The organism is Inquilinus limosus, assembly GCF_002195995.1.
GTDB lineage: Bacteria > Pseudomonadota > Alphaproteobacteria > DSM-16000 > Inquilinaceae > Inquilinus > Inquilinus limosus_C.
In genome coordinates this window covers 1-22,480 of sequence record NZ_NHON01000097.1, presented here as the reverse complement: position 1 = coordinate 22,480, position 22,480 = coordinate 1, and the positions used below count along the sequence as shown (strand labels likewise).

General features: G+C 70.8%; 20 protein-coding genes. 5 read left to right on the top strand and 15 right to left on the bottom strand.

The annotated features are described in order from the left end of the window. Positions 1-503 (bottom strand): hypothetical protein (locus tag BWR60_RS30500; protein WP_218823755.1); only part of this gene is annotated, 503 nt, incomplete at its 3' end. Positions 504-657: 154 nt separating this feature from the next. Here BWR60_RS30500 and trmFO point away from each other — a divergent pair. Then, complete coding sequence (gene trmFO / locus BWR60_RS30495; RefSeq protein ID WP_088156127.1) at positions 658-2,034, top strand: methylenetetrahydrofolate--tRNA-(uracil(54)-C(5))-methyltransferase (FADH(2)-oxidizing) TrmFO; 1,377 nt, start codon at positions 658-660, stop codon at positions 2,032-2,034. 9 nt (positions 2,035-2,043) lie between these two features. Here trmFO and BWR60_RS30490 read toward each other — a convergent pair whose 3' ends face one another. From BWR60_RS30490 to BWR60_RS30475, 4 genes are all read right to left on the bottom strand, one after another. After that, on the bottom strand, positions 2,044-2,460 hold the full coding sequence (locus tag BWR60_RS30490) for a cupin domain-containing protein (protein WP_088156125.1): 417 nt from the start codon (positions 2,458-2,460) through the stop codon (positions 2,044-2,046). Positions 2,461-2,491: 31 nt separating this feature from the next. Beyond that, positions 2,492-3,244, bottom strand: a complete 753-nt coding sequence (locus BWR60_RS30485) for an SDR family oxidoreductase (RefSeq protein ID WP_088156123.1) — start codon at positions 3,242-3,244, stop codon at positions 2,492-2,494. Positions 3,245-3,472: 228 nt separating this feature from the next. Then, the gene (ppk2, locus tag BWR60_RS30480; RefSeq protein WP_088156121.1) at positions 3,473-4,390 is read right to left on the bottom strand and encodes a polyphosphate kinase 2; all 918 of its coding nucleotides are present in this window, start codon (positions 4,388-4,390) and stop codon (positions 3,473-3,475) included. Between the two features lie 123 nt (positions 4,391-4,513). Then, positions 4,514-5,587, bottom strand: a complete 1,074-nt coding sequence (locus BWR60_RS30475) for an aldo/keto reductase (RefSeq protein ID WP_088156119.1) — start codon at positions 5,585-5,587, stop codon at positions 4,514-4,516. A gap of 96 nt (positions 5,588-5,683) precedes the next feature. On the opposite strand from BWR60_RS30475, the gene BWR60_RS30470 reads away from it, so the two are divergent. Further along, complete coding sequence (locus BWR60_RS30470) at positions 5,684-6,598, top strand: LysR family transcriptional regulator (protein ID WP_088156117.1); 915 nt, start codon at positions 5,684-5,686, stop codon at positions 6,596-6,598. Here the strand turns inward: BWR60_RS30470 and BWR60_RS30465 are convergent. From BWR60_RS30465 to BWR60_RS30450, 4 genes are all read right to left on the bottom strand, one after another. Next, positions 6,582-8,231: an OPT/YSL family transporter gene (locus BWR60_RS30465; RefSeq protein WP_088156115.1), complete on the bottom strand. Its 1,650-nt coding sequence runs from the start codon at positions 8,229-8,231 to the stop codon at positions 6,582-6,584. The genes BWR60_RS30470 and BWR60_RS30465 overlap by 17 nt on opposite strands. A 113-nt stretch (positions 8,232-8,344) precedes the next feature. Then, complete coding sequence (locus BWR60_RS30460) at positions 8,345-12,136, bottom strand: hydantoinase B/oxoprolinase family protein (protein WP_088156135.1); 3,792 nt, start codon at positions 12,134-12,136, stop codon at positions 8,345-8,347. 14 nt (positions 12,137-12,150) lie between these two features. Next, positions 12,151-12,933 (bottom strand): IclR family transcriptional regulator, encoded by a 783-nt coding sequence (locus tag BWR60_RS30455; protein ID WP_088156113.1) that lies wholly within the window; start codon positions 12,931-12,933, stop codon positions 12,151-12,153. A gap of 162 nt (positions 12,934-13,095) precedes the next feature. Next, on the bottom strand, positions 13,096-13,944 hold the full coding sequence (locus tag BWR60_RS30450) for a phytoene/squalene synthase family protein (RefSeq protein WP_088156111.1): 849 nt from the start codon (positions 13,942-13,944) through the stop codon (positions 13,096-13,098). A gap of 104 nt (positions 13,945-14,048) precedes the next feature. On the opposite strand from BWR60_RS30450, the gene BWR60_RS30445 reads away from it, so the two are divergent. After that, positions 14,049-15,290, top strand: a complete 1,242-nt coding sequence (locus BWR60_RS30445) for a flavin-dependent oxidoreductase (protein ID WP_088156109.1) — start codon at positions 14,049-14,051, stop codon at positions 15,288-15,290. 257 nt (positions 15,291-15,547) lie between these two features. Here BWR60_RS30445 and BWR60_RS30440 read toward each other — a convergent pair whose 3' ends face one another. The 3 genes from BWR60_RS30440 to yajC all read right to left on the bottom strand — a co-directional run bounded on the left by BWR60_RS30440 (position 15,548) and on the right by yajC (position 16,955). After that, positions 15,548-15,997: a cupin domain-containing protein gene (locus tag BWR60_RS30440; RefSeq protein ID WP_088156107.1), complete on the bottom strand. Its 450-nt coding sequence runs from the start codon at positions 15,995-15,997 to the stop codon at positions 15,548-15,550. Between the two features lie 117 nt (positions 15,998-16,114). Beyond that, positions 16,115-16,489, bottom strand: coding sequence for an Mth938-like domain-containing protein (locus BWR60_RS30435; protein ID WP_088156105.1), 375 nt, complete (start codon positions 16,487-16,489; stop codon positions 16,115-16,117). Positions 16,490-16,511: 22 nt separating this feature from the next. Further along, positions 16,512-16,955, bottom strand: a complete 444-nt coding sequence (gene yajC, locus BWR60_RS30430; RefSeq protein ID WP_088156103.1) for a preprotein translocase subunit YajC — start codon at positions 16,953-16,955, stop codon at positions 16,512-16,514. A gap of 238 nt (positions 16,956-17,193) precedes the next feature. Between yajC and BWR60_RS30425 the strand changes: the two genes are divergently transcribed. Next, the gene (locus BWR60_RS30425) at positions 17,194-18,066 is read left to right on the top strand and encodes an ATP-binding protein (protein ID WP_230983228.1); all 873 of its coding nucleotides are present in this window, start codon (positions 17,194-17,196) and stop codon (positions 18,064-18,066) included. Between the two features lie 33 nt (positions 18,067-18,099). Here BWR60_RS30425 and BWR60_RS30420 read toward each other — a convergent pair whose 3' ends face one another. Both BWR60_RS30420 and BWR60_RS30415 read right to left on the bottom strand, forming a co-directional pair. After that, complete coding sequence (locus BWR60_RS30420) at positions 18,100-19,626, bottom strand: AbgT family transporter (protein WP_218823754.1); 1,527 nt, start codon at positions 19,624-19,626, stop codon at positions 18,100-18,102. A gap of 2 nt (positions 19,627-19,628) precedes the next feature. After that, a complete protein-coding gene (locus tag BWR60_RS30415) occupies positions 19,629-20,786 on the bottom strand; it encodes a M20 metallopeptidase family protein (RefSeq protein ID WP_088156101.1) in 1,158 nt (385 codons plus the stop codon). A 116-nt stretch (positions 20,787-20,902) separates the two neighbouring features. Here BWR60_RS30415 and BWR60_RS30410 point away from each other — a divergent pair, with 116 nt between their 5' ends. After that, entirely contained in the window at positions 20,903-21,805 is a 903-nt protein-coding gene (locus tag BWR60_RS30410; protein WP_088156099.1) for a LysR family transcriptional regulator, read from the top strand. Positions 21,806-21,943: 138 nt separating this feature from the next. On the opposite strand, the gene BWR60_RS30405 is transcribed toward BWR60_RS30410, so the two are convergent. Then, the coding region (locus tag BWR60_RS30405; RefSeq protein WP_179222013.1) for a murein hydrolase activator EnvC family protein at positions 21,944-22,480 on the bottom strand (537 nt) is incomplete at its 5' end.

Here is a 22,480-nt window from a genome sequence, read left to right as displayed (position 1 = left end):
GGCCTGCCGGCCGGCGCCGCGGGCGCGGCCGGCAGGCCGCCGCCGGCCTTGGCCTTGCAGTCGGTGGTGTCGGTGCCGGCGGCGCAGGCGCCCGAGCCGACCCCCGGCTCATCGCATTCATTGTCCCGCGCGAAGGGGCAGCTGTCGTCGCCCGGGCCGGCGGGCGGCACGGACTGGGCCGGCGGGGTCTGCTGCGTGGGAGCGGCCGCGGCGCAGTCGGCCGTGTCCGTCCCGGCCGAGCAGAGGCCCGAGCCCTTGCCGGGCTCGTCGCAGCTCTTGTCGAAGGCGAAGCGGCAGGAATTCGCCGGATCGGCCTTGGCGTCCGGCCGGCAATCGGCGCTGTCGGTGCCGGGCGCGCAGGTGCCGTTGGCCTCGTCGCATTCGCCGTCATGGGCGAAGATGCAGGAATTGTTGGCGCTGCCGGCCGGCGTATCCTGCGCCGCGGCGGCGGGAGGAAGCGCCAGCACCGTCGCCGCCAGCAGCCAGGCCCATCTCCACCCCATGCGATGTCCCTCCCCGTCCATGCGCACACTGTCCTAGATACATGCTGCAGCATGGCATGACAAAGGCGCCGGATCCGGCCTGCCCCGTTGCCTGCCCGTTGCCTGGACGAAACGATCGGCGTATCAGTCTCGCCCTTCGCAGGAGATCGGTTCGATGAGCACGCGCCCCGCCCCCGTCCATGTCATCGGCGCCGGCCTTGCCGGCAGCGAGGCCACCTGGCAGCTCGTCTCCGCCGGCGTGCCGGTGGTGCTGCACGAGATGCGCCCGGTGCGGGGCACCGAGGCGCACCAGACCGACGGCTTCGCCGAGCTGGTCTGCTCCAACTCCTTCCGCTCCGACGACGCGATGCACAACGCGGTCGGCCTGCTGCATGAGGAGATGCGGCGCTGCGGGTCAGTGATCCTGCGCCATGCCGACGCCCACAAGGTGCCGGCCGGCGGCGCGCTGGCGGTCGACCGCGACGGCTTCTCCGCCGGCGTCACCGCCGAGCTGGCGAACCACCCGCTGGTGACGGTGCAGCGCGGCGAGGTCGCCGGCCTGCCGCCCGAGGCCTGGGACAGCGTCATCATCGCCACCGGCCCCCTCACCTCCCCGGCCCTGGCCGAGGCGGTGCGCGGCCTGACCGGCGAGGCCGAGCTGGCCTTCTTCGATGCCATCGCCCCGATCATCCATCGGGAGTCGATCGACTTCGACACCGCTTGGTTCCAGTCGCGCTACGACAAGCCCGGCCCCGGCGGCACCGGCAAGGACTACATCAACTGCCCGATGTCGAAGGAGGAGTACGAGGCCTTCATCGCCGAGCTGCTGGCCGCGCCGAAGACCGAGTTCAAGGACTGGGAGAAGGACACACCCTATTTCGACGGCTGCCTGCCGATCGAGGTGATGGCGGAGCGCGGGCCGGACACGCTGCGCTGGGGCCCGATGAAGCCGGTCGGCCTGACCAACCCGCACAGTGACCGCCGGCCTTGGGCCGTGGTGCAGCTGCGCCAGGACAACGCGCTGGGCACGCTGTTCAACATGGTCGGCTTCCAGACCAAGATGAAATACGCCGAGCAGGTGCGGGTGTTCCGCATGATCCCGGGCCTGCAGAACGCCGAGTTCGCGCGGCTGGGCGGGCTGCACCGCAACACCTTCATCAACAGCCCGCGGGTGCTGGACCCGGCGCTGCGGCTGAAGGCGATGCCGCGGCTGCGCTTCGCCGGCCAGGTCACCGGCGTGGAAGGCTATGTCGAGAGCGCCGCGATCGGCCTGCTGACCGGGCGGATGGCGGCGGCGGAGCGGCTGGGCCGGGCCATCGTCCCGCCGCCCGTCACCACCGCGCTGGGTGCCCTCTTGAGCCACATCACCGGCGGCGGCGATTCCGAGACCTTCCAGCCGATGAACGTCAATTTCGGCCTGTTCCCGCCGCCGGAGATTCCGGAGCGGCAGCCGGGCCAGAAGAAGGTCAAGGGCCGCGACCGCAAGAGCCTGTACAGCGAGCGGGCTTTGGCCGACCTCGACCTCTGGCTCGGCCGGCGCGAAGCGGCCTGATCGTCCGGCCTATTTCGGGTCCGGCGTCACCAGCACGGTCTCGTCGGTGTTGACGACGAACACCGCGAGCAGCTTGGCGGGCTCCGTCTCGCTGGCATTGGCGCTGACGGCGTGGTGGTCGCCGGGCATCTCGGTGAAGTTCTCGCCGGCCTTGAAGGTGCGCACCGGCCCCTGGTTGATCTGCATCCTGACGGCGCCCTCCAGCACCGTGGCATAGATCAGAGCCGATCTGGGGTGGGTGTGGGCAGGCGAATAGCCGCCCGGACCGTATTCCACGAGAACGCCCTTGACGCTCTTCCCGGGCACGTCCGGCAGGGCGTGCTCATAGACCAGCGTGACCCGGGCGTTCTTGGAGCCGGAGGCCTCTGCGAGGACCGGGCTGGCGGAGGCGGCGATGAGAAGGGCCGCGAGGATGGCGCGCTTCATGACGGGATGTCCTTGATCGACGGTGTCGGTGTCAGGCGGGGCGATGGTCGCGCAGCCAAGCGTCGAGCGAGACACGCCCGATCCGGGCCTCGCCGAGCGGCACCAGCGAGGTCTCCGCGACCGTGCCGCCGAAGTAGCGGGCGGCGTCGTCCCTGACGACGGGCCGGGAGTCGCCCATCGCATCGAGATAGCGGGCGATGATGCGGTCGAAGGGTGCCCGGTCGGGGCCGGCGATGTCGAAGGTGCCGCCATGCGGCGGCGCGGCCGCGGCCTCGGCCATGATCGCGGCGACGTCTTCGGCGGCGATGGGCTGGAACAGGCCGCCCGGAAGGCGGACCGTCCCGTCCACGACGCCCGATTCGGCGATGGCGCCGAAGAACTCCATGAACTGGGTGGCGCGCACGATGGTGTAGGGCACGCCGGACGCCTTGATCAGCGTCTCCTGCGCCACCTTGGCCTGGAAATAGCCGTTGTCCGGCATCCGGTCGGTGCCGACGATCGACAGCGCCACATGGTGGCGGATGCCGGCCCGGCGTTCGGCGGAGAGGAGGTTGTGGCCTGCCGTCTCGAAGAACGCGCGCACCGCCTGGGGCTCGAAGGAGGGCGAGTTGGCGACGTCGACCACCACCTCGGCGCCGGCCAGGGCCTGGGCCAGCCCCTCCCCGGTCAGGGTGTTGACGCCGGTGCTGGGCGAGGCGGCGAGCACGTCGTGCCCCGATGCGCGCAGGAGGGCGACGGTACGGGATCCGATCAGTCCGCTGCCGCCGATGACGACGATCTTCATGGCTTCACCTCTCACCGATGACAGGCCGCCCATGTCGCCTCGGCGCGGATCCGGCCCGCCACCGAACGTCAGCGCCTGACTGTGAGGGGGAGGATCGCGGAGGCGGGCTGTCCCGGCAATCGTGCCGACCGACAATCCCGCACACCGAAGGATGGGTCATCCTCGCCCTTGGCATAGGTCGCCGGCATTCCGGGCGCGGGGCTGCCGCGCCCGGTCCGGGCCCTCAGCTCAGTAGCGATGCGGCACGTAGAGCTCCGACGGCAGCGTGCGGCGCTCGTAATGCGGGTCGAACACCCGCTCCGGCAGCGCGATCTCCTCGTGCGGCACCTCCTCATAGGGCACCACCGAGAGCAGGTGCGAAATGCAGTTCAGACGTGCGCGCTTCTTGTCGTTGCCTTCCACGATGTGCCAGGGCGCCTCGGGGATGCTGGTGCGCTCGAACATCGCCTCCTTGGCCTTGGTGTACTGCTCCCACCGCACGCGGGACTGCAGGTCCATCGGCGAGAGCTTCCACTGCTTGATCGGGTCGTGGATCCGCATGAGGAAACGCAGCTGCTGCTCCTCGTCGGTGATCGAGAACCAGTACTTCACCAGGATGATGCCGGAGCGCACCAGCATGCGCTCGAACTCCGGCACGTCGTGGAAGAAGTCCTCGACCTGGCCTTCGCTGGCGAAGCCCATGACCCGCTCGACGCCGGCGCGGTTGTACCAGCTGCGGTCGAACAGCACGATCTCGCCGGCCGCCGGCAGATGCGGCACGTAGCGCTGGAAGTACCACTGGGTCTTCTCGCGGTCGGACGGGGCGGGCAGCGCCACCACCCGGCAGGTGCGGGGATTGACGCGCTGGGTGATGCGCTTGATGGCGCCGCCCTTGCCGGCGCTGTCGCGGCCCTCGAACAGGACCACCATCTTGAGGCCCTTGTAGCGGACCCAGTCCTGCAGCTTCACCAGCTCGCCCTGCATCCGCAGCAGCTCGCTGAAATAGGTGTGGCGGTCGAGGGTGTTCTTCTGCCGTTTCTCGAGCAGGGCGCGCAGCTCGGGCGGGACGCGGGCGTCGTCGACCGCCTGCTCGAGCTCCTCGTCCATATCGTCCTCGAGCTCGATCTCGAGCCAGCTGCGGGCCTCGGTGTCTTTCAGCTCAGTCATGTGCTGCCTCCTGGTGCACACCCCGTGTACCCGGAAGCTTATGCAGTTTGGTGACAGCGGTCGCGGGCCGGGCGCACCCGACGAGTTTATCCGGCCTCGCCGGGCCGCCAGACCAGGCCCGGCCTATGTCCGCGGCGCGATGCGGACGCCGCCGAACATGACGTTGCGGGTCAGCGGCCGGGCCAGGAACTCGTGCGGGAAGCCCGGCTCGATCGCGCTCGCCGCCTCCAGCCGCGCGCGCTGGTCCTCCGACAGCACCACGTCGAGGGCGCCGAGATTGTCCTCCAGCTGCGCCGCCGTCCGGGCGCCGATGATCGGCGCGGTCACCGCCGGGTTCAGCAGGGTCCAGGCGATGGCCACCTGCGCCGGGGTCCGGCCGATCTCCGCCGCCACCGCCTTCACCGCCTCGGCGATGGCCAGGCCGCGCTCGGTCAGGGCGCCGTTGCCGGCGGCGACGTTCCTGCGCGTGCCCGAGGCCGCCGCCGTGCCGCCGCCGATCTCGAGATCCGCCCGGCTGTACTTGCCGGTCAGCACGCCGCTGGCCAGCGGCGACCAGGGGATGACGCCGAGGCCGAGCTCCCGCGCCATCGGGATCAGGTCGCGCTCCACCGTCCGCTCGATCAGGCTGTACTCGACCTGCAGCGCGATCAGCGGCGACCAGCCGCGCAGGTCGGCGATGGCCTGCATCCGCGACACCTGCCAGGCCGGCGCATCGGAGATCGCGACATACAGCACCTTGCCGGCGCGGACCACGTCGTCCATGGCGCGCAGGATCTCCTCGACCGGGGTGGTGAAGTCCCAGGCGTGGAGGTAGAGCAGGTCGATATAGTCGGTCTGCAGCCGCTGCAGGCTGCTCTCGACCGACCGGACCAGGCTCTTGCGGTGGTTGCCGCCGGCGTTCGGGTCGCCCTGGCGCAGCGGCAGGGTGTATTTGGTGGCGATCACCAGCCGGTCGCGCCGGTCGGCCGCGAACTTGCCGACGAGGCGCTCCGAGGTCCCCTCGGTGTACTGGTTGGCGGTGTCGATGAAGTTGCCGCCACGGTCGACATAGGTGTCGACGATGCGGCGCACCTCCGCCTCGTCGGCGCCCCAGCCCCAGTCGGTGCCGAAGGTCATGGCGCCGAGGGCGAGCGGCGAGACCCGCAGGCCGGAACGGCCGAGCAGGCGATAATGGTCCAGGGACAGGGTGTCGCTCATCGTCATCTCCCAACAGGGTGACCCGGAAGATGGCGCGCTGACATTCGTTCAGGGAGGCGGCATTATCCGCATGGGCCGTTAAGGGAATTATGTACAATGCGGGGCAGCGACTACGCCGAGCTGCGGGCCTTCGCGGCGGTCGCCGAACATGGCAGTTTCGCCCGCGCGGCGGCGCAGCTGGGCCTGTCGCGATCGGCGCTGAGCCAGACCATCCGCGGGCTGGAGGAGCGGCTGGGCTTGCGGCTGCTGAACCGCACCACCCGCAGCGTGGCGCCGAGCGAGGCTGGATCCAGGCTGCTGGCCGGGTTGCTGCCCGCCCTGGCCGACCTCGACGCCGCGGTCGCCCAGGCCCAGGCCCTGCGCGACACGCCGGCCGGCGTGCTGCGCCTCAACGCCTCCCGCATCGCCGCGATCCATCGCCTGGCGCCGCTGATCGCTCCGTTCCAGGAGGCCTATCCGGACATCGTCCTCGACATCGTGGTCGAGGACCGGCTGGTCGACATCGTCGCCGGCCGGTTCGACGCCGGCATCCGGCTGGGCGAGATGGTCGAGCGCGACATGGTGGCGGTGAAGCTGGGCGGCGAGCTGGAGCTGATGGTCGTGGCCGCCCCCTCCTATATCGAGCGCTTCGGCGCGCCCGCCACGCCGCGCGACCTGCGCCATCACCGCTGCATCAACAGCCGCTGGCCGACCGACGGCAGCCTGTATCGCTGGGAGTTCGAGCGCGGCGCCGAGAAGCTGGAGGTGGCGGTGGAAGGGCCGCTCACCGTCACCGAGCCGGAGGTGGCGATCCGGGCGGTGCTGGACGGCGTCGGCATCGGCTACCTGTTCGACCTGCAGATCCGGCCGCTGGTCGAGGCCGGCCGGATGGTGCGGATGCTCGAGGACTGGACCCCGCCCTTCCCCGGCTTCTATCTCTACTACCCCAGCCGCCGGCAGACGCCGCCGCCGCTGCGCGCCTTCATCGACTTCGTGCAGCGGCGGCAGCCCATGCCTAGCGCCGGCCGGTGAAGGGCTTGGTCACGGAGTCGAAGAAGCTGAACAGGGCGTCGCCGGCGATCACCCCGGCTGCCACCACCTCCATCTCGCTGCGTCCCTCCTCGCCGCGCCAGCGGGTCCAGACGGCACGGATGAGAATGCCGACCAGCACCGCCCAACCGGCCAGCGGCGCGTTCAGCAGCAGGCCGGTGGCAAACAAGATGCCCATCTGCCGCTTCGATCCGCCGAGCCACTGCACCAGCGCCCCGGGGATCGCCCACAGGGCCAGCGAGCGCGCCACCTCCGGCGCCACGCCGGCGCCGATGGTGGCGGCATAGACCCGGTCGACCGGCGGCAGCATGTCCTGGGCGAAATAGGTCTCCCAGGAGAAGAAGACGACGACGATGGCGACCAGGAAGGCGACCATGGCGGCCAGCAGTTGCTGCCTGCGGCCGTCGCGCTCGAACTCCGGGTCGGCGCCATTGCCGCGCAAGATGTGGCCGGCCTTGAGGTCGTAGCCCATATCGGCGAAGGCCGGGCCGGTCGCGGCGGAGAAGGCGACCAGCAGCGCCAGCGCCGTCGGCGGGAAGCCGACCAGCATGCCGATGATCAGGGTGATCAGGGCGACGGCGAAGGCCGGGAACCAGCCGGAATGCATCGCCGCCAGGCCGACGATCAGCTCATGCACGAAGGCGGCGAAAGCGGCATAGACCACGAAGGCCACCAGCATGCCCCAGGACAGCTCGGCCCACAGCCCGCCGGCCGCGGCGATCAGCATGGCCAGCGCGATGTATCCGGCGGTGCCGAGTCCGAGCGCCCGCCGCAGCGCCGCGTCGGACTGGGTGCGAACGGCGCCGTCAGTGTCGCGGCGCAGCAGGGTCGAGCCGACCTGCAGCAGCGCCACCAGCCCGGCGCCGATCATCACGCCGTGCGGGATATAGGCCTTCATCATGTCGCCGCCGGGGATGATCCCGGCGAAGGCGTCGCCGCCGAACAGCGGCCCGGAATAGCCGCGCAGCAGCAGGCCGATGCCGAACATGGCCAGCGCCCAGATGTTGCCGATGAAGGCGATGCCGAAGGCCGACATCGGGATCTTGAAGAAGGAGCCGATGGCCCCGATCGCCACCCCGACGCCGAGCAGCACCGCCTTGCGGCCGCCTTCGTCGCCGGCCTTGATCGCCTCCGCCGCCGCCACGCCGGGCGGCCAGGCGCCGGAGGCCGGGAACACCTTGGTGTCGAACATCCGGTACAGCAGATAGGCGTCGAGCAGCATCGCCAGGGCGACACCGGCGAACATCGGCAGCACCAAGTCCGGTCGGCCGAGCGCATAGGGGATGCCGATCGGCAGCAGCAGGCTGTTGGCGGCGCCGAAGGTGGCGCCGGAGATCGCACTCTGCGCCAGGTTCTGGACATGGATCGAGCGGTAGCGGGCGAACAGCCCCAGCGGGATCCGCGCCAGCACCATGGCGGCCAGGGCGCCGATCAGCGAGGTGTTCGCCGAGACGCCGAGGCTGACCAGGATCTGCATGCCGATGATGGCGCCGAACACGCAGAGCAGGATGATCAGGGCGAGGGTCGCCGGCTCGAACACGCTGGGATGGCGGCGCCGCTCGGCGCCGCCGGCGGGGGGTGCCGCGGTCGGGTCCGCGGTCAGGTCGTGCTGCATGAAACCTCCTGGATGGGCCGCTTGGGCGCGGCCTTGGATCTCGTGATGCGGGCTCTTGGGCGTGCCCTGTCAGAAGAAGGGCCGCGCACCCCCTGGATGCGCGGCCCCGAAGCTCATGCGGCCTTGGCGGGATCGGCCGGGGCGGAGACCCGCCCATCGCCGACATCGCGGTCCAGCGCCGCCCGCGGCCGTTCCGCCGGGTCGCCATAGCCGGCGCCGCCGGCCAGCACGACCTCGACGATCTCGGCGGGCTGCGTCAGCTGCACCAGCTCGCCGGTGCCGCAGTCGCGCAGCACCTGGCCCTGGGCGTCGCGCACCAGCCCCCGCGCGGCCCCGCCCGGCGCGCCGCCGAACAGGCCGGGATTGCTGGACTTCACCCCCTCCGGATAGACCGCGACGAAGGTGGCCAGCCCGTCATCGGCCAGCTTGCGCAGCGAGACGCGCTGGCCCAGCCCGCCACGGTGGCGCCCCGGCCCGCCGGAATCCTGGACATAGGCCTTCTCCAGCACCAGCACCGGCACCCGGGTCTCGAACAGCTCGACCGAGGTGTTGGCGGCCGAGGTCGGCCACAGCAGGCCCGACTTGCCGTCGCCATGCGAGGAGGCGCCCTGCCCGCCGCCCATGAACAGCATGTCGGAATAGGTCGCCCCCTCCCCGTCGCGGCCATAGATGGTGGCGGCCACCGGCAGGCCGGTGAAGGCCTGCACCTTGTCCGGCGCTGCCTCGGCCAAAGCGCGGAAGATGTTCGGGGCGATGTACCAGCCGGTGCGGGTGCGCAGGTTCACCGCCATCGGCTTGGTCGCGTTCAGGATCGACCCTTCCGGCGCCTTCACCTCGAACGGCCGGTAGCAGCCGGCATTGCCGCGGACATTCGGCGTCAGCATGCATTTCAGCGGATAGGTCGCATGCGCCGAGGTGTAGTTCAGCGTGCAGTTCAGCCCGCCCTGCGGCAGCTGCGCCGGCGCGCCGTCGAAATCGAGGGTGATGCGGTCGCCGGCAATGGTCAGCGCCAGCGGATAGCGCAGCGCCTGGCCCAGCGGGTTGTTCTCGATCTCCGACCGGTAGGTGCCGTCCGGCAGTGCCGCGATCGCCTCGCGCATCGCCGTCTCGGACCGGCCCTGCACCACCGCGGCCAGCGCCCGCAGATCCTGCATGCCATATTCGCGCATGAAGGCGACCAGCCGGTCGGCGCCCAGCGCGTTGGCGGCGACGAAGGAGTGGATGTCGCCGGTCACCTGGCCCGGGTTGCGCACATTCTCGGCCAGCAGGCGGAACAGCGCCGCGTTCGGCCGCCCCTCCTCCACCAGCTTCATCGGCGGGATCTGGAAGCCTTCCTCGTAGATCTCACGCGCCCGCAGGCTGTCCTTGGTGCCGCCAATGTCGGAGACATGGCCGACCGTGCCCATCAGCCCGACCAGCCGGCCTTCGAGGAACACCGGCGTCACCACGGCGATGTCGAACAGATGCCCGGCGCACAGCCAGGGGTCGTTGGTGACCAGCACGTCGCCCGGCCGCAGCGTCTCGGCCGGGTACTCCTGCAGCAGCGCCTTCACCGCCCGCGGCAGGGTCAGGTTGAACACCGGCATCGCCCGCGGCGAATGGGCCAGCGTCTCGCCCTCGGGGTCCAGCAGCTCGCAGGCGAAGTCCTGGGCCTCGGAGATCACCAGCGAGAAGGCGGTGCGGCAGACCGTCAACCACATCTCCTCGACCACGGTGACCAGGCGGCTCCACATGATCTCCAGCGCGATCGGGTCGGCCTCGATCCGGGCGATCGCCTCGGGCAGCGCCATCTCCGCGGTGACCAGCGCCTGGACTGGTGCGGCGACGCCGATGGCGATGCGCAGGTTCAGCGTGTCGTCGACCCGCACGATGTCGCCGGGCGGGACGATGGTGGTGGATTCCCGCTCCTCGATGATCGCCGGCCCCTCGATCCGGTCGCCCGGCACCAGGGCGTAGCGGTCATAGACCACGGCCTCGACGATACCGTCGGCGAAGCGGGCCTGGCGCGCGCCCTTGCGCTTGGCCGCGGCGTCGCCGCCCCCGGTGGCGCCGGCCAGCGACAGCGTCGGGGTCGGGCCCAGGCAGCGGACGCGGAAGTTGATCGCCTCGATCTCGGCCCCGCCATACAGGGAGGTGTAGCGGGCGGTGTAGACCTCGGCGAAGGCGGTGCGGATCGCCTCCAGGCTGCCGGCGTCGATCGCGCCGGCCGGCAGCGGCACGGCGATCTCGTGCATCTGGCCGGACAGCCGCATGTCGGCGCTGCGCTCGACCGTGACTGCCGCTGCATCGACACCCGCCTCGGCCAGCCGCCGCCGGCCCTCTTCCTCCAGCTCCGCCAGCACACCGTTGACGGCATCGGCGTCGAAGTCGCCGGAGAAGCGCACCGGGTGCGACCGCACCAGCTCGAAGGACAGCGGCGCCACCAGGAAGCCCAGCGCCGAGGCCGCGCCGGAGGCCGGCGGGATGATCACCTCGGCCACGCCCAGCACCCGCGCCACGCCGGCGGCATGGGCCGGGCCGGCGCCGCCGAAGCCGACCATGGCGTAGCGGCGCGGGTCCTTGCCCTTCTCGACCAGATGGACGCGGGCGGCGGCGGCCATGCTCTCGGTCACCACCTTGTGGATGCCCCAGGCCGCCTCCTCGACTGACAGGCCGAGCGGTTCGGCCACCCGCGCCACCGCGGCCTCGGCCGCCGCCTTGTCCAGCGCCATGCGGCCGCCCAGGAAGAAGCCGGGATCATAGTAACCAAGCACCAGGTTGGCATCGGTCACCGTCGGCTCGACCCCGCCCTTGCCGTAGCAGGCCGGGCCGGGATCGGAACCGGCGGAATGCGGCCCGACGCGCAGCAGCCCGACCTCGTCGATCGAGGCGATCGACCCGCCGCCGGCGCCGATCTCGATCATGTCGATCACCGGCGCCTTGATCGGCAGGCCCGAGCCCTTCTTGAAGCGGTGGACGCGCCCCGCCTCCATCATCGGCGCGATCTCGGCGCGGCCGTCCTCGATCATGCAGGCCTTGGCGGTGGTGCCGCCCATGTCGAAGGAGATGACGTCGGCCTTGCCGGCCAGGGCGCCGAACAGCGCGGTGGCCAGGCCGCCGCCGGCCGGGCCGGATTCGAGCAGCCGGATCGGGAAGGCGCGCGCCGTCTCCGGCGCCACCAGCCCGCCGGCGGAGTGCATCAGCCGCAGCGTGCCCGTGAAGCCGCGCGCCGCCAGCTCCCGCTCCAGCCGCTGCAGGTAGCGGTCCATCAGCGGCTGGACATAGGCGTTGGCGCAGGTGGTGACGCAGCGCTGGTACTCCCACAGCTCCGCCACCACCTCGGAGGACAGCGACACGGCCAGCTGCGGGAACTCGGCGCGGGCGATCTCGCCGACGATCCGTTCATGCTCCGGGTTGCGGTAGGAATGCAGGAAGCACACGGCCACCGCCTCCACGCCCTCGGCCACCAGCTTACGCAACGCGCCCCGGACGGCCTCGCGGTCCAGCGTCTCGACCACCCCGCCGTCGCGGTCCACCCGCTCCGGCACCTCCAGCCGCAGCCGGCGGGCCACCAGCGGCTCCGGGAACTGCAGGAACAGGTCGTAGATGTCGTAGCGCTGCTCCGTGCCCATCTCCAGCACGTCGCGGAATCCCTGGGTGGTGATCAGCCCCAGCGTCGCGCCCTTGCGCTCGATCACGGCGTTCGTGACCAGGGTGGTGCCGTGCACCATCTCGCCGACATCGGCCAGCCGGAGGCCGGCCATCTCGACCAGCTCCTCGATCCCGATCAGCGCCGCCTCGGACGGGTCGTGCGGCGTGGTCAGCCGCTTGTGCAGCTTCACCGTGCGCCCCTCGCCGTCATAGAGGATGAAATCGGTGAAGGTGCCGCCGATGTCGAAGCCGATGCGCCAGCGCGTCGCCTGCATGATCTGGTCCTTGGTTACGCTGCGGAGGCCGAGAGCCCGGCCTGGTTCGTCCATTGAGGGTCGCCGGCCAGGGCCGCGACCTCCTTTGCCCCGGCCAGCAGCCGGGCGATGATGTCCTCCCGCTCCTCCGCCGTGACGGTGGAGACCGGGTAGGCGATGCAGAGGCTGACCGCCTCGCCCGTCTCGGGCACCCCGACGGCGGCGGCCAGGGCGCCGACGCCGCGATTGGCCTCGTCATGGGATTCCGCGAAGCCCAGCCGGCGGACTCGCTCCAGCCGCTGCAGCAGCTCGTCGAGGGTCTGCGGTGCGGTCGGCGACACCGGCGTCCAGGGCTGGGAAAACAGCGCCCGCACCTGGTCGTCCGACAGCCGGGCCAGCAGCGACCGGCCAGTGGCGCTGGAATGCGCCGCCAGCGGCCGGCCGACCGGCGTGGCGACGCGCAGCACATTGGTGCCGGGGTGGTAGGTCAGGCCGGTCACCTCGCCGCCGTCGCGGATCGAGACATAGCCGGTGTGGCCGACCGCGGCGACGATCCGGGCCACCACCGCATCCGCCCGGCCGACCAGCGACGAGGTCGAGCTGTAGAGATGCGCGACGCCGAGGATCAGCGGCCCCGGCCGATAGCGCTTGCTGTCGCCGATCGTCTCCAGCAGCCCGGCGTCGCGCATGGCCCGCAGCAGGCGGGAAATGTTGCTCTTCGGCAGCGACAGCAGCGCCGACGCCTCGGTCACCGTGATCTCGGTGCGGCTGGCGGAGAAGCAGCGCAGGACAGCGGCGGCGCTTTCGAGCGTGGTCATCAAGCCATCTCATTAAGTTCCATTTTTTGGAACATTACTTTCGAATAATGAAACTCTAGCAACAGGCAAAAGCGTCGATCAAGCCGCTTTACAGCGGGCACGACGACGGGCCGGCGGAATGCCGGATTCCGGAACGACAAAGATGGTCAGAGGATCGGGCGGCTAGTAGCGCCCCAGCATGGCCCCCAGCACCAGATCCGCCTGGCGCAGCGGCGGCGGCTCCTGGACCTGGGTGGCGAAGACGTCGTGCCCGGCCCGGCGAAGCCGGCGCAGATAGCCGTCCGCCAGGCGCGCGGACAGCAGGGCCGGCACCGCCGCCCGCGGCACATCCCGGCGAAGCCGCCGCGCCTCGGCTAGGCGCTCGGCGGCAGCCTCCGCCACCCGGGCCACCGCCCGGCGCAGCCCGTCATGCGGCTTCATCTCGAACAGCAGGCCGCGATCGGCGCCTTCGGCCGCCATCACATCCTGGGGCAGGTACAGGCGCTTCTGCCGGGCGTGGAACGGGACGGCCCGCATCAGCCCGACCAGCGCCCAGGCGGTGCCGACCGCCGTCGCCGCCCGATGCGCCGCGTCGTCGCGGACGCCCAGCACCTCGAGATGCAGGCGCAGCAGAGGCCCAGCGGTCTCGGCGGCATAGCGATCGAGATCGGCGAGCGTCGCCGGCGGCTCGTCCTCCAGGTCGCGCTCGCGGGCATCGACGACGGTGTCGAAATGGGCGCGGCTCAGATCATGCGCCCAGACCGCCGGGGCCAGCGCGTCCAGCACCTCGTGCCGCCGCGGCCGGCCGTCATAGATCTCGCCGATCGCATCGCGCCACCATTGCAGCCGGATCTGGCCGAGCAGCGGCTGGCTGACCACCTCGCGCGTCTTCGCCACCTCGATGTTGAAGGCGTAGAGCGCGAACAGCGCCGCCCGGCGCGGCGCCGGGGCGAACAGGCAGGTCAGGTAGCGGTCGTGGTCGAGGCGGCGGACCTGCTCGCCGTTCTGGCCCAGGGGATCGGTGGTCGGCATGGCGGCCCCTATATGCCCGCTCGCGGCGCCGATCGCCACCGGAGGTTGCCAGCCCGAGCCCGAGGCTCAACACTTGGTCGGCGAAAGAGCGAGGGAGGCGACCGATGAAGGCGATCATCGTCGGCGGCGGCATCGGCGGGCTGACCGCGGCGCTGATGCTGCAGGCGCGCGGCATCGGCTGTGCCGTGTTCGAGCAGGCGACCGAGCCGCGGGAGGTCGGTGTCGGCATCAACACCCTGCCGCATGCGATCCAGGAGCTCGCCGGGCTCGGCCTGCTCGACCGGCTCGACGCCGTCGCCATCCGCACCCGCGAGCTGCTCTACACCAACCGCTTCGGCCAGGTCGTGTGGCGCGAGCCGCGCGGATTGGACGCCGGCTTCCCGGTGCCGCAGTTCTCGATCCATCGCGGCCGGCTGCACGGCGTGCTGCACAAGGCGGCGCGGGAGCGGCTGGGCGGCGAGATCCACCATGGCCGCCGCCTGGCCGGCTTCGAGCAGAGCGACAGCGAGGTGATTGTCCACTTCGTCGACCGCCATGGCGCCCCGGCCGGCACCGCGCGGGGCGATGTCCTGATCGCCGCCGACGGCATCCACTCGGTCGTGCGGGACATACTCGTTCCGAACCAGGGGCCGCCGTCCTGGAACGGCATGATGATCTGGCGCGGCGCGACCGACTGGCCCGCCTTCATGGACGGCCGCACGATGATCGTCGCCGGCGGCATGCAGGCGAAGGTGGTGCTGTACCCGATCGCGCCCGGCACCGCGCCCGACCGGCGGCTGACCAACTGGGCGGTCTGCGCCCGCATCGGCGACGGCAGCACGCCCCCGCCCCGGCGCGAGGACTGGTCGCGGCCAGGGCGGCTGGAGGAGGTGCTGCCGCATGCCCGGCGATTCGCGCTGCCGGAGGCGGACATCGTCGAGATCGTCACGGCGACGCCGGAGTTCTGGGAGTATCCGATGTGCGACCGCGACCCGCTGCCGCGCTGGCGCCACGGCCGGGTCACGCTGCTGGGCGACGCGGCGCATCCGATGTACCCGGTCGGCTCGAACGGCGCGTCCCAGGCGATCCTCGATGCCCGTGCGCTGGCCGACGCCCTGGCGGACAGCTCGGATGCCATCGCCGCGCTGGAGCGCTACGAAGCCGACCGGCGGCCGAAGACGGCGGAGATCGTGCGGCTGAACCGCAGCGGCGGGCCGGAGGGCGTGATCGACGTGATCGAGCAGCTGGCGCCGGACGGCTTCGAGGACATCGAGGCCGTCCTGCCGCATGCGGAACGCCAAGCCATCGTCCGCGGCTATGCGACGGTGGCCGGCTTCACCCCGGCCCAGCTGCGACGGCCAAGTTAGAGCGGGATGAATTGAGATCGGGTCACGCTGGAAGGACCGCACCGGGTGTTGCCTCTCCCGCTTGCGGGAGAGGTCGGAGACGCGGAGCGGCTCCGGGTGAGGGGATTTTGTCGAGGCCTGGGCCAGCCCTCACCCGGTCGCCCTGCGGGCGCCCGACCTCTCCCGCGTCCGGCGGGAGAGGCAACCCGCACAGACGCTCGGCATCCTGTTTCTTCGGCTGGAGCTCGCCGGCGTGATTCACCTGAAACAATCACGCTCTAAGCGGGCGGCGGCAGGAAGTCGACGTCGTGCTTGGCCGCCAGCGCCACCACCGCTTCGGGCGTCTGCTCCGGCAGGTCGTGCAGTCCCTGGAACAGCTCGACCAACCGGCCGGTGGGCGCCACCCAGAACAGCGACTTCGCGATCGCGCCGCTGTTGTTGAAGATGCCGTGCGGGATGCCCTTCGGCAGGCGCACCAGGTCGCCGACCGTGGCGCTGGCCTGTGCACCGTCGAGCATGAAGTCGAGCTTGCCCTCGAGGATGTAGAGGAACTCGTCCTGCAGCGGATGGATGTGCGACGGCACGAAGGTGCCGATGCCGAAGGTGGCGTGCCAGGCGAAGCTGTCCGCCGAGATCTGCTTCGGCACATAGGTCTGGCCCAGGATGGACCAGGAGATGCCGTCGATCCCCTCCGCGGCCCCGGTGATGCCCGCCGTCATCGCCTTCATGTCACGCCTCCCCTGCTGCTGTTGCGGTTGTCGGAAGAGTACGGCGTTCGCAGCGAAAAGACAGGCAGCAAAAAGGCCCGCCGAAGTGGGCCTCCGATCAGCGTCCGGACGGTGTCGTCAGACCGGGATCAGCGCCGCGGCGGCGCGGCGACCCTCCGAGATCAGGACGTTGTAGGTGCGGCAGGCGGCGCCGGTGTCCATCGCGTCCATGCCGATGCCGGCCTCGCGGATCTGCCGCCGCAGCGCCGAGGGCAGCAGCACCATCCGCGGACCGCAGCCGATCAGCAGCACCTCGACCGGCGGGTCAATCCGCCGCACCGGGTCGAGATGGGCGAGGGCGAGATCCTCGATCCGGTCCAGCGACCAGGGCGCCTCGCCCTCCGGCCAGATCAGCATCGGCCCTTCGTACAGCGTGCCGGCGACCCGGAACCCGCCCGGCGGATAGCCGTCGATCATCCGCCGCCCGGGCGGGATGACGGAATTGATCTCCATGACGGCTCCGCCCCCGTTCAACTCACTTTCGCGACAGGAAGCGGCCCAGCCCTTTCGGCTTGTCCGCCTCAGCCGGCGCATTGGCCGCGGCCGGGGGCACAGCCTCCTCGTCCTTGTCGCCGTTGCCCGACCCGCCGCCCTTGGCCGGCTCGGTGCGGGCCAGGACCGTGGTCACCGTGCTGCGGAGCACCTTGACGCGGACGTTCTCGGCGATCTCCACCGTCAGCTCGTCATCGGCCACCTTCTGCACAGTGCCGATGATGCCGCCGCCGGTGACGACGCGGTCGCCGCGGCGCAGAGCGCCCAGCATGTCGCGATGCTCCTTCGCCCGCTTCTGCTGCGGCCGGATGAGCAGGAAGTAGAACACGACGAAAATGAGGATCAGCGGCGCGAACTGGAACAGCACATTAGCACCGCCGGCCGCGCCGGCGTCGGCCGTCTGGGCATAGGCCTCCGAAATCAGCATCCTTCGCTCCACCTTTGCAGTCGCGCGCGACTATAGCGGCCGGGGCCGCGGTTGCAACGGAATCCGGGTATCTGCGCCCCGGCAGGATTGCCGCGGCAACCCTGCCGGACCCGGAAGTTTGCAGGATGGCCGGGCCCGGCCATCCTGCCAGGGCAAGGGAGCCCTGCGGCGGTTGATCTCGACAGGCCTGCGGCACGATCATTAGCGTCGGCGGGCCGAAAACGAAGGAGACCGTCCGGTGGCCGACCTGGACCCGACACATCTGCAGCTGCTGACCCGCATCGCCGATGCGCTGGAGCGGCTGGCCCCGCCGCCGCCGGCACCAACCGACCTGGCCAGCGCCGACGCCTTCACCTGGGATGCCGAGCACGGCCGGCTGCAGCCGGTCGCCACGGTCAGCCGGGTCGATCTCGACCTGCTGCAGGGCATCGAGCTGCAGCGCGACCTGCTGCTGGAGAACACCCGCCGCTTCGCCCAGGGCCTGCCCGCCAACAACGCCCTGCTGTGGGGCTCGCGCGGCATGGGCAAGAGCTCGCTGGTCAAGTCGGTGCATGCGGCGGTGAACGGCGAGGCCGGCGGCATCCTGGGCCTGGTCGAGATCCATCGCGAGGACATCTCCTCCCTGCCCCGGCTGCTGCATCTGCTGCGCGCCTCGGACCGCCGCTTCATCCTGTTCTGCGACGACCTGTCCTTCGACGGCCAGGACGCCAGCTACAAGTCGCTGAAGGCGATCCTGGAGGGGGGCATCGAGGGCCGGCCGGACAACGTGGTGTTCTACGCCACCTCGAACCGCCGCCACATCCTGGCGCGGGAGATGATCGAGAACGAGCGGTCGACCGCGATCATCGCCGGCGAGGCAGTGGAGGAGAAGGTGTCGCTGTCCGACCGCTTCGGCCTGTGGCTCGGCTTCCATGGCTGCAACCAGGACACCTATCTGGAGATGATCGAGGGCTACGCCAAGGCCTTCGGCCTGGAGATCGATCCCGTGACGCTGCGGGCCGAGGCGCTGGAGTGGACCATCACCCGCGGCTCCCGCTCCGGCCGCGTCGCCTGGCAGTACATCCAGGACCTGGCCGGTCGCCTCGGCAAGCGGCTCGAGGCCGCGAAGTAGCAGGAAGGGGCGGCTTCTGCCGCCCCTCTCCCGTCAGTTCAGGAACAGCCCGACGCCCGGGGCCAGCGGCAGCCCGACCTCGATCCACAGCACCAGGAAGGCGGTCCAGGCGACCAGGAAGCCGATCGAGATCGGCAGCGTCATCGCCGCCAGCGTGCCGATGCCGGCATCCTTCTGGTAGCGCTGCAGGAAGGCCAGGCAGACGGCGAAGTACGGGCTCATCGGCGAGATCACGTTGGTGACCGAGTCCGAGATGCGGAAGGCGGCCTGGACCAGCGCCGGCTCCAGCCCCACCAGCATCATCATCGGCACGAACACCGGCGCCATCAGCGACCATTGCGCCGAGCCGGAGGTGATGAAGACGCTCATCACCATGGCCAGCAGGATGAAGGCCAGCACCAGCGGCGTGCCGCCCAGCCCGCCGGTGTCGAGCAGGTGCGAGCCGTGGATCGCGATCCACTCGCCCAGATTGGTCCAGCGGAACCAGGCCAGGAACTGCGAGATGGCGAAGAACAGCACCAGGGTCGGCGCCAGCTCCTTCACCGCCTCGGCCATGAAGCCGGCAACGTCGCGGGCGCTCTTCACCTTGCCGACCGCAGAGCCATAGACCCAGCCGAGCGTCAGGAAGAACACCGCCAGGATGGCGACAATGGCGTCGAGGAAGGGCGACGGCACCAGCTCGCCCTCCTCGTTGCGCAGCGGCGACCCGGCCGGCAGCACCGCGATCAGCACCACCGCGAGGAAGGCCAGCGCCACCCAGCCGACCCGCTTCAGCGCCCGGCTCTCGACCTGGCCGATCGGCTCCAGCGTCAGCACCACGTCGCCGGTGTACCGGCCGGCCAGCGGCTCGACGATCCGTTCGATCACCAGGGTGCCGACCAGCGACAGCAGCACCGCCGAGCAGGCGATGAAGTAGTAGTTGTCGAGCGGCGAGACATAGGCCTTTGGGTCGATCGCATGCGCGGCGCCGGTGGTGATGCCGGACAGGATGATATCGACCGGGGTGATGAACAGGCTGGCGTCGTAGCCGGCGCCGACCGCGACATAGCCGGTGACGGCGCCGACCAGCGGGTTGCGCCCGACCGCCTGGAAGATCATCGCCGACAGCGGGATCAGCACGATGTAGGCGGCGTCGGACGCCATGTGGCTGCACATGCCGACCAGGAAGATGACGAAGGTGGTCAGGACCCGCGGGGCCTTGATCACGCTGACCTGCATCAGGCTGGCGATCATCCCGACCTTATCGGCCACGCCGATCGCCAGCATGATCACCAGGATGACGCCGAGCGGCGGGAAGTTGACGTAGTTCCTGGCGATCGAGGTCAGGGCGAAGACCAGCCCGTCGCCGGAGATCAGGCTCTGGACCGCGACCTCCTTGCCGGACTTCGGGTTGATGCCGGAGGCGCCGCCCATCGCCATCAGCCAGGACAGCACGGCAACGACGGCGCAGAGGATCAGGAACAGCAGGAACGGATGCGGCAGGCGGTTGCCGGCGCGCTCGATCATCGCCAGGAAGCGCTGCATCCCGGAGCGGCCTTCGGCCTGGGAGGTGGCGGTCATTGTCAGCGGCCCCCAAGGCGGCGTTCGGCGATGGCGGTGAACATGCCGGCGGCGACCGGCAGGATCTCGTCGCGGTAGTCGTAGCGGGGATGGTGCAGATAGGCGCTGTCCTCGCCGTTGCCGACGAAGAAGAAGCAGCCCGGCACCCGCTCCAGGTAGAAGGCGAAGTCCTCCGCCCCCATGGTCGGCAGCGAGTCCATCCGGCCGGAGCGGTCGGGGCCGACCATGTCCAGCGCGGTCGCCAGCACGAAGTCGGTCTCGCCGGCGTCGTTCACCACCGAGGGGATGCGCATGGTCTGCTCGATCGCCGCGGTGGCGCCATGCGCCTCGCAGGTCTGGGCGATGACCCAGCGCAGCTCCTGGTCGATCCGCTCAAAGGCGGCGGGCGACCCGTCGCGGGTGTTGATCGCCAGCGTCGCCGCCATCGGGATGATGTTGTGGCTGTTGCCGCCATGGAACTGGGTGACGGTGACGACGCCGGATTCCAGCGGCGACAGGCGGCGCGACACCACGCTCTGCAGCGCCTGCACCACGGCGGTGCCGACGAAGATCGGGTCGACCGTCAGGTCCGGCCGCGAGGCATGGCCGCCCTTGCCGGAGATGGTGACCTCGTAGAGCGAGCTGCCGCCCATGGTCGGGCCGGTCTTGGCGAAGACCCGGCCGAGCGGATAGGCGGGCCGGTTGTGATAGCCATAGATGGCGGCGACGCCGTCCAGCACCCCGGCCGCGATCATCCGGGCGGCGCCCAGCCCGCCCTCCTCCGCCGGCTGGAACAAGAGCTTGATGCGGCCGGACAGGCGCCCGGCGATGCCGGCGAGGCCGCTTGCGGCCAGCAGCAGCGAGGCGGTGTGCCCGTCATGGCCGCAGGCATGCATCCTGCCGGGCACCGTCGACGCATAGGGCAGGCCGGTGTCCTCGAGGATCGGCAGCGCGTCCATGTCGGCGCGGAAGGCGATGGTGGGTCCCGGCCGGCCGGTGTCGAGCAGCCCGACCACACCGGTCTCGGCCACCCCGGTCTCGACCGCGTAGCCGAGGCCGCGCAGTCTCGATGCGACCAGATCGGCGGTGCCGCGCTCCTCGTATTTCAGCTCGGGGTTCGCATGCAGATGCCGGCGGGTCGCCACGGCCTCCGCGATCGCCTCGGGCGAGAAGCTGTCCATTGCCATCCCTGTCCAGTTGTCGTTCGTCACCCCCTGGTAGGAACGCGGCCCGCATGCCACAAGCGCTATAAATCGAACAACGCGTTGCCGCTTCGGCAACGGACGAAAGGACCGGCATGCACAGCACCGCCCTTCGGTACTTCCTGGAAGTCGCCCGCACCGGTTCGATCGCGGATGCGTCGAAGCGGCTGAACGTCGCCGCCTCCGCCATCAGCCGCCAGATCGCCAAGCTGGAGCGCGAGCTGGGGGCCGAGCTGTTCGAGCGCCGGCCCCGCGGCATGGTGCCGAGCGCCGCCGGCGAGATCCTGGCCAGCCATGCCCGCCGGTCGATGCTGGACGGCGAGCGCGCGGCGGCGGAGATCCGCGCGCTGCAGGGTCCGCATCGCGGCCATGTCCGGCTGGCCAGCTTCGAGGGCTTCGGCCTGGATGTCCTGACACCCGTGGTGGCGGCGTTCCGGCGCGAGCATCCGGGCGTGACCTTCCATCTCTGGATCGGCACCTCGATCGAGATCGCCGAGCGGGTGCGGGACGGCGAGACCGACCTCGGCATCTCCTTCAACCTGGCGCCACCGCGCGGCACGGCGGTGGAGCGGATGATCCGCCGGCCGATGCATGCGCTGATGCCGGCGCAGCACCCGCTGGCCGGGCGGAAGAGCCTGACCCTGGCCGACACCCGGCCCTACCCCGTCGCCCTGCCGGATCCCGACCGCACCCAGCGTCAGCTGATCGACGCCGCCTGCAACCTGCAGGGGCTGGTGCTGGAGCCGGTGCTGTCGACCAACTCGATGGCCGCGCTGCGCCGCTTCAGCGACATCGAGGGCTGCATCCACTTCACCAGCGCCATCCGCGACCCCGGGCGGGTGGAGCTGGACGGCTTCGTCGCGGTGCCGGTCGCCGATGAGAGCATGACCGACAGCACGCTGCACATCCTGACCATGGCCGGCCGCACCCTGCCGGCCGCGGTCCGGGCCTTCCTCGATGCCCTGCTGGCCGAGCTGGCGCCCGTCGAGCGGCCCTAACGCTGTCCCGGCCTGTGACTTTTGATAGCCGTCATGGCGAGCCCCGCAGGGGCGTGGCCATCCAGCGGCACCGGCCCCTGGATGGCCACGTCGCTTCGCTCCTCGCCATGACGGATCGATACTGAGGCTCGTGGGCTCCTATTGCAGATACTGCTTCGGGTCGACCGGCTGGCTGTTCTTGCGCACCTCGAAATGCAGCTGCGGCTGGTCGACGGCGCCGGTCTGGCCGACCGTGCCGATGGTCTGGCCGGCGCCGACCTGGTCGCCCTTCTTCACCGACAGCGACGCGGCATGGGCATAGGCGGTGACGAGGCCATCGCCGTGCTGGATCAGCACCAGGTTGCCGTAGCCGCGCAGCTCGTTGCCGGCATAGGCGACGACGCCGGGGCCGGCCGCCTTGATCGGCGTACCCGCCGCGGCGGCGATGTTGATGCCCTGGTTCGGCTTGCCGGCCAGCGGCGCGTTGAAGCCGGCGATCACCGAGCCGGTCACCGGCCAGGCGAAGCGGCCGCCGGCCCGGGCCGGGGCCTGGGTGGCAGCCGGCGGCCGCTTCGCCTGGCCGGTGACCGGCTCGGTGATCGCCGGCTTCAACGCGCCGCTGGCCGGCAAGCCGAACCAGGGCATCAACATCGCCGCCGCGGCGGGTACGCCGATCAAGGCGGCCGGCCCCGGCGT

Excerpts from the sequence above, each read along its gene's own strand:
- trmFO (WP_088156127.1), top strand. The coding sequence starts at position 658 with ATGAGCACGCGCCCCGCCCCCGTCCATGTCATCGGCGCCGGCCTTGCC.
- BWR60_RS30490 (WP_088156125.1), bottom strand. The coding sequence starts at position 2,460 with ATGAAGCGCGCCATCCTCGCGGCCCTTCTCATCGCCGCCTCCGCCAGC.
- BWR60_RS30485 (WP_088156123.1), bottom strand. The coding sequence starts at position 3,244 with ATGAAGATCGTCGTCATCGGCGGCAGCGGACTGATCGGATCCCGTACC.
- ppk2 (WP_088156121.1), bottom strand. The coding sequence starts at position 4,390 with ATGACTGAGCTGAAAGACACCGAGGCCCGCAGCTGGCTCGAGATCGAG.
- BWR60_RS30475 (WP_088156119.1), bottom strand. The coding sequence starts at position 5,587 with ATGAGCGACACCCTGTCCCTGGACCATTATCGCCTGCTCGGCCGTTCC.
- BWR60_RS30470 (WP_088156117.1), top strand. The coding sequence starts at position 5,684 with ATGCGGGGCAGCGACTACGCCGAGCTGCGGGCCTTCGCGGCGGTCGCC.
- BWR60_RS30465 (WP_088156115.1), bottom strand. The coding sequence starts at position 8,231 with ATGCAGCACGACCTGACCGCGGACCCGACCGCGGCACCCCCCGCCGGC.
- BWR60_RS30460 (WP_088156135.1), bottom strand. The coding sequence starts at position 12,136 with ATGCAGGCGACGCGCTGGCGCATCGGCTTCGACATCGGCGGCACCTTC.
- BWR60_RS30455 (WP_088156113.1), bottom strand. The coding sequence starts at position 12,933 with ATGACCACGCTCGAAAGCGCCGCCGCTGTCCTGCGCTGCTTCTCCGCC.
- BWR60_RS30450 (WP_088156111.1), bottom strand. The coding sequence starts at position 13,944 with ATGCCGACCACCGATCCCCTGGGCCAGAACGGCGAGCAGGTCCGCCGC.
- BWR60_RS30445 (WP_088156109.1), top strand. The coding sequence starts at position 14,049 with ATGAAGGCGATCATCGTCGGCGGCGGCATCGGCGGGCTGACCGCGGCG.
- BWR60_RS30440 (WP_088156107.1), bottom strand. The coding sequence starts at position 15,997 with ATGAAGGCGATGACGGCGGGCATCACCGGGGCCGCGGAGGGGATCGAC.
- BWR60_RS30435 (WP_088156105.1), bottom strand. The coding sequence starts at position 16,489 with ATGGAGATCAATTCCGTCATCCCGCCCGGGCGGCGGATGATCGACGGC.
- yajC (WP_088156103.1), bottom strand. The coding sequence starts at position 16,955 with ATGCTGATTTCGGAGGCCTATGCCCAGACGGCCGACGCCGGCGCGGCC.
- BWR60_RS30420 (WP_218823754.1), bottom strand. The coding sequence starts at position 19,626 with ATGACCGCCACCTCCCAGGCCGAAGGCCGCTCCGGGATGCAGCGCTTC.
- BWR60_RS30415 (WP_088156101.1), bottom strand. The coding sequence starts at position 20,786 with ATGGACAGCTTCTCGCCCGAGGCGATCGCGGAGGCCGTGGCGACCCGC.
- BWR60_RS30410 (WP_088156099.1), top strand. The coding sequence starts at position 20,903 with ATGCACAGCACCGCCCTTCGGTACTTCCTGGAAGTCGCCCGCACCGGT.